General features: G+C 70.4%; 6 protein-coding genes and 1 pseudogene. 1 reads left to right on the top strand and 6 read right to left on the bottom strand.

Annotated features, from left to right (window positions below; all coding sequences use genetic code 11):
* The 6 genes from AC1D15_RS16690 to AC1D15_RS16665 all read right to left on the bottom strand — a co-directional run.
* Window positions 1-624 (bottom strand): FAD-dependent oxidoreductase (locus tag AC1D15_RS16690; protein ID WP_477826848.1); only part of this gene is annotated, 624 nt, incomplete at its 3' end.
* Between the two features lie 4 nt (window positions 625-628).
* Complete coding sequence (locus tag AC1D15_RS16685) at window positions 629-1,528, bottom strand: SMP-30/gluconolactonase/LRE family protein (protein ID WP_477826847.1); 900 nt, start codon at window positions 1,526-1,528, stop codon at window positions 629-631.
* 10 nt (window positions 1,529-1,538) lie between these two features.
* On the bottom strand, window positions 1,539-2,399 hold the full coding sequence (locus AC1D15_RS16680; RefSeq protein WP_477826846.1) for an aldose 1-epimerase: 861 nt from the start codon (window positions 2,397-2,399) through the stop codon (window positions 1,539-1,541).
* 126 nt (window positions 2,400-2,525) lie between these two features.
* A complete protein-coding gene (locus AC1D15_RS16675; RefSeq protein ID WP_047501578.1) occupies window positions 2,526-3,341 on the bottom strand; it encodes an HpcH/HpaI aldolase family protein in 816 nt (271 codons plus the stop codon).
* Window positions 3,342-3,376: 35 nt separating this feature from the next.
* A complete protein-coding gene (locus AC1D15_RS16670) occupies window positions 3,377-3,886 on the bottom strand; it encodes a GNAT family N-acetyltransferase (RefSeq protein ID WP_047501576.1) in 510 nt (169 codons plus the stop codon).
* Window positions 3,887-3,947: 61 nt separating this feature from the next.
* On the bottom strand, window positions 3,948-4,649 hold the full coding sequence (locus AC1D15_RS16665) for a cytochrome b/b6 domain-containing protein (RefSeq protein ID WP_477826845.1): 702 nt from the start codon (window positions 4,647-4,649) through the stop codon (window positions 3,948-3,950).
* 149 nt (window positions 4,650-4,798) lie between these two features.
* Between AC1D15_RS16665 and AC1D15_RS16660 the strand changes: the two are divergent.
* Window positions 4,799-5,230 (top strand): annotated as a pseudogene (locus tag AC1D15_RS16660) (YciI family protein); the annotation flags it as partial.
* Window positions 5,231-5,373 lie beyond the last annotated feature (143 nt).

Genomic DNA, 5,373 nt, shown 5'->3' with positions numbered 1-5,373 from the left:
GCGCTCGCGGTCGTGCGCGAGCAGGCCCGTCACGCGGCCCCCCTCGCGCAGCAGGCCGTCGACGCGGCAGTGGTTGACGACACAGGCGCCGCGCGCGACGGCCGTGCGCGCCAGCGCGACCGCGAGCCGCGCATCGTCGAACTGGCCGTCCCAGTACTTGACGCCGCCGCTCAGGCCCTCGGCCCGCACGGTGGGCAGCAGGGCGCGCGTCTGCGCGGTCGACAGCAGCTGCGTGTCGCCCAGCCCGCGCCGGCCGGCGAGCGCGTCGTACAGCTTCAGGCCGATGCCGTAGAACCAGCGCTCCCACCAGTGGTAGCCCGGCATCACGAAGGCGAGCGGCTGCGCGAGATGGGGCGCGTTCGCGAGCAGCGTCGCGCGCTCGTGCAGCGCCTCGCGCACCAGCGCCACGTTGCCCTGCGCGAGGTAGCGAACGCCGCCGTGCACGAGCTTGGTCGCGCGCGACGAGGTGCCCTTCGCGAAATCCTCGCCTTCGAGCAGCACGACGCGAAAGCCGCGCGCCGCCGCGTCGAGCGCGACGCCCAGGCCGGTCGCGCCGCCGCCGATCACCACCAGGTCCCAGGGCGTGTCGTCGCGCAGGCGCGCGAGCTGCTCGTCCCGAGTCATGGCTTCAACCGAAGAGCGTGGCGGGCAACCCGGGCACATCGACCCTGAACGCCAGCACGCGGCCGGCCATCGGCTGCTGTGCGAGTTCGTCGGCCGGGCGCTTCTCGCGCGAGGTCGTCACGTACAGCGTCTTCAGGTCGGCACCGCCGAAGCAGGGCATCGTCGCGCAGCGCGCCGGCAACTTCAACTCTCCGAGCACCTCGCCGGCCGGCGACAGGCGCAGCAGCCGCTGGCCCTCGAACATCGCCGACCAGTACGCGCCCTCGCTGTCGACCGCGGAGCCGTCGGGCCGGCCGCCGTAGGTCGCGAGGTCCTGCTCCGGCTGCTTCAGCGGGAAGCGCGCGAACACGCGGCGCGGGCCGGGCGTGCCGCTCGCACCGTCGAAGTCCATCGCGAACACCGTGTGCGAGGTGGTGTCGCTCCAGTACATCGTGCGGCCGTCCGGGCTCCAGGCGAGCCCGTTCGACACCGTCACGTCGCCAGCCACGCGGCGCAGCGTGCCGCCGCTGAAGCAGTACAGCGCGGCCAGCGCCGGCTTGCGCGGCTCGTAGATCGTGCCGACCCAGAAGCGGCCTTGCGGATCGCACTTGCCGTCGTTGAAGCGCTCGAGCTTCGGGTCGTAGGGCGCGGCGGCGAGCGGCGTGCGCTGTGCCGTGGTCGTGTCGAAGCGCCACAGGCCGTCGCGCATCGCGAGCAGCATGCCGCCATCGCGCATCGCGGCGCAGCTCGCGACCTCGGTCTCGAAGCGCCAGTGCGCATGCTGCCCGCTCGCGGGATCGAAGCGGTTCAGCGTGAAGCCGGCGATATCGCACCAGTAGAGCGCCTGTTCGACCGGGTGCCACAGCGGCGATTCGCCGAGCACCGAGGCCGGCACGGGCAGCGGCTCGTACGCGTCAAGGGTCACGTCGCGCACCTCAGACAGGGGACACGTCGATCTTCATCCACGCGTCCAGGCTCTCGCCGGGTTGCAGCGTGCGCAGGCCGTGCGCCGCCGGGTCGGCCATGTGGATCGCATTGCTGACATGGCTGACCGGCTCGACGCAGTAGTACGGCTTGTCGGCCGGCGTGTAGACGACGAGGTAGGGCAGCGACGACGTGACCTGCATCGAGAACTTCTCGTCGCGGATGCGCGCCGGGCCGGTCCAGCCCTCGAAGCAGTTGTCGAAGCCGAGGTGCGACACGTCGCCGTCGATGCCCGGCTGCGGGTGCTTGCGCACCGGCAGCTGCGTGGCGTCGGAATCCCAGCGGTCGGACAGGTCGATGTGCAGCCGGCTGCGCTCGCGGCGGTGGAAGTACGGGTGCCAGCCGACGCCGGCCGGCACCGGCGCGTCGTGCGTGTTGGTCAGCACGAGCTGCACGCCGCATTGCGACGGCGTCAGCGTGAAGTACTGCTTCACGTCGAACGGGAACGGCCAGTGCTCGTCGGGCACGTGCGTGTAGCCCAGCACCAGCTCGGTCGCGCTGGTGGACACCACGTCCCACGCGCGCTGCCAGGCGACGCCATGCAGCGAATGCGGGCTGTCGTCGAAGTTCGGGGCAGTGGTGTAGTCCTTGCCCTTCCAGCGGAAGCGCCGGTAGCCGAGCCGGTTGGAGTACGGCACCATCGGGTAGCTGCCGCCCAGGCGCGGCGACGCCAGCTCGCCGGGTTCGGTGGATCGCAGGATGGGCTGGTCGCGGTGCCACAGGCCGGCGATGGTGCCGCCCAGGTCGGGGCGGACGGCCAGGCGCAACGCGCCGGCATGCAGTTCAAAGCTGTTGTTCGACGATCCAGTCATTGGCCTTCCCGGCAAGGTGGAACACAGGGCGCCTCGTGGCGCCCGGGATGGCGGCAATGCTACGCCCGTACCGCGACGAAACCGGCCGGGCCGGCGGCTTCTTTCTGGGGATGCGCGGCAACAGGTTCAGTACGCGGCCTCGGCGCGCGTGCCGCTCGCGAGCGTGTGCACATGCTCGGTGTCGCGCGTGCGCAGCGCGGCCAGCGAGGCCTGCGCGCCGCGCATCATCAGCCCGAGGTCGGACGAGATCGCGACGAAATCGAAGCCCGCGGCGCGGTACTGCGCGACGACCTCGGGCGTGCTGCCGACGGTGCCGACCGGCTTGCCGATCGCCTTGCAGCGCTGCACCCCCTGCGACATCAGGTCGAGCACGGCCGGGTGCATCGGCTGGCCGACGTGGCCCATCGTGGCCGACAGGTCGGCCGGGCCGAGGAAGATCGCGTCGACCCCCGGCACCGCGGCGATCTCCTCGAGCCGCTTGACGGCGGCCGGCGTCTCGAGCTGGATGATCGCGCCGATCTGCTGGTTGGCCGTGGTCGCGTGGTTGGCGATGGTGCCGAAGCGCGAGCCGCGGTTGATGCCGGCCATGCCGCGCACGCCATCAGGCGGGTAGCGCGTCGCGGCGATCGCGCGGCGCGCCTCGTCGGCATCCTGCACGAACGGGAACAGCAGCGTCGAGGCGCCCGCGTCGAGCACCCGCTTGACCACCACCGCGTCGTTCCAGGGCACGCGCACCACCGGCAGCATCTTGGTCGACGCCACCGCCTGCAGCAGGTGCACCAGGTCCATCAGGTCGAGCGGCGAGTGCTCCATGTCGAGCACGCCCCAGTCGAAGCCGGCGCAGCCCATCGCCTCGGCGACGATCGGGCTGCCCGACGAGATCCAGGTGCCGATCGGGGGGTGCGCGCCGGACGATCCGAGCAGCTGGCGAAAGGCATTCATGGAGGTCTCCTTGGGTGGGGTCGCTGGTGTTGCCGCTAATAGGTCGAGGTCTGCCAGTCGAGCGCCACCTTCAGGTAGTGCGCGCCCGGGATCGGGTTGAAGTAGTACGGCGGGATTTCCTCGAAACCGAGCGACGCGTACAGGCCGCGCGCGGATTCCATGTCGTCCAGCGTGTCCAGCAGCATCGATGAGTAGCCGGCGCGGCGCGCCTCGTCGATCAGCGCCTGCGCGAGCACGCGACCGAGGCCGAAGCGGCGGAACGCCGGGCGCACGAAGAGGCGCTTCATCTCGCAGGCGTTGGCATAGTCGGCGTCGGGCAGCCCGCGGATCGCGCCGCAGCCTGCGACCGCGCCGTCGACCATCGCGAGCAGCAGGTGGCCGGTGGGCGGGGCGTAGTCGCCGGGCAGGCGGGAGAGTTCGTTCTCGAAATCCTGGAAGCACAGGTCGATGCCCAGGCTGTCGGCATAGTCGCGCATGATGGCGCGCGTGGCGTCGAGCAACTCCGGTGTGTCGGGGGTGACCAGTTCGATGACGGGCGTGTCCATGCAGGCGAGGCGGGTGGAAGCCGAGAGGCGTGCCCGAGTGTAGGCAACCCGGCGAGGCTTGTCAGGCGCCCAGACCCCATATCCAGCCGGCCACGCCCGCGCAGGCCAGCAGCAGCACCAGCGCGAGCAGGCGCGTCAGCGCGGTGTCGCGCGAGGCCGGTGTGCCATCCGACAAGACCTTGTCGCCGCGCAGCATCGCGCCGACGAGGTTGTTGCGGCGCACCAGCAGGTAGAACAGGATGGCCGCGATGTGCAGCGCGACCAGCGTGTAGATCAGCCACTGGCCCCAGCTCTTGTGCCACGCGGTGGCCAGGCTGCTGGTGGCGCCGCTGACGAACTTGATCAGCGGCCCGGTGGTCGAGATCTCGTCGTCGGCCACCAGCCCGCTCGCGACCTGCAGCCCGAGCAGCGCGAGCAGCGCGAACACCGACAGCGCGCCGGTCGGGCTGTGGCCGACCTCCAGCCATTCGTCGCGCCGGCCCTGGCCGCGCAGGTGGCGCAGCAGCGTGCCCGGCGCATAGACGAAGCTCGCGAAGCGCGACCAGCGCCCGCCGACGAAGCCCCACAGCAGGCGGAACGCCAGCAGGATCAGCACCATCAGCCCGAAGCGCAGGTGCCATTCCATCGCGTTGCCACCGATCTTGGCGCTCACGACCGAACCGACGATGCAGATCACGAGCAGCCAATGGAACAGGCGGGTCGGCAGGTCCCAGACGCGCACGCGGGTCGTGGAGGTCGTCGAATCGACAGGCATGGCTGGCATGGCCGCAGCGGCCGGGAGTGGCGGGCAGGCGCAAAGATAACCGCTGCCGCGGCCGTTACAAAAAAGAAGGCGCAGCATGTCGATTCGAGCGGCGGCGAGCCGTCGCGTGAATGAAGCCGTCGCTTCCCATTCATCCAAGGAGATCCAGCATGCGATTCATGATCCTGATCAAGGCCGACAAGAACTCCGAAGCCGGCGTGATGCCCGACACGAAGCTGCTCGAGGCCATGGGCCAGTTCAACGAGGAACTCGTGAAGGCCGGCGTGATGCAGGCCGGCGAAGGCCTGCAGCCGAGTTCGAAGGGCGCCCGCGTGCGCTTCCAGGGGCGCGAACGCAGCGTCATCGACGGCCCGTTCGCCGGCGACAAGGGGCTGGTCGCCGGCTTCTGGATCTGGAAGCTGAACTCGCTCGACGAAGCGATCGCCTGGGTCAAGCGCTGCCCGAACCCGATGGGCGAGTCGTCGGAGATCGAGATCCGCCAGGTCTTCGAGGCCGAAGACTTCGGCGCCGAGTTCACGCCCGAGCTGCGCGAGCAGGAAGACCGGCTGCGTGCGCAGATCGAGTCGCAGCAGGTGAAACCCACCACAGCCGTCAACCCGGTGCCGCCCGCCACCGGCAGCACGCCCTACCTGGTGATCAAGAACGCGAAGGACGCGATCGCCTGGTACCAGAAGGTGTTCGGCGCGCAGGTGGTGATGCAGATGGACGCGCCGGACGCCAAGAT

Source organism: Rhizobacter sp. P2_H2, assembly GCF_056403375.1.
Note: the sequence above shows the minus strand (reverse complement) of the source record. Positions and strands in the feature narration are given on the sequence as shown.

Excerpts from the sequence above, each read along its gene's own strand:
- AC1D15_RS16680 (WP_477826846.1), bottom strand. The coding sequence starts at position 2,399 with ATGACTGGATCGTCGAACAACAGCTTTGAACTGCATGCCGGCGCGTTG.
- AC1D15_RS16675 (WP_047501578.1), bottom strand. The coding sequence starts at position 3,341 with ATGAATGCCTTTCGCCAGCTGCTCGGATCGTCCGGCGCGCACCCCCCG.
- AC1D15_RS16670 (WP_047501576.1), bottom strand. The coding sequence starts at position 3,886 with ATGGACACGCCCGTCATCGAACTGGTCACCCCCGACACACCGGAGTTG.
- AC1D15_RS16665 (WP_477826845.1), bottom strand. The coding sequence starts at position 4,649 with ATGCCAGCCATGCCTGTCGATTCGACGACCTCCACGACCCGCGTGCGC.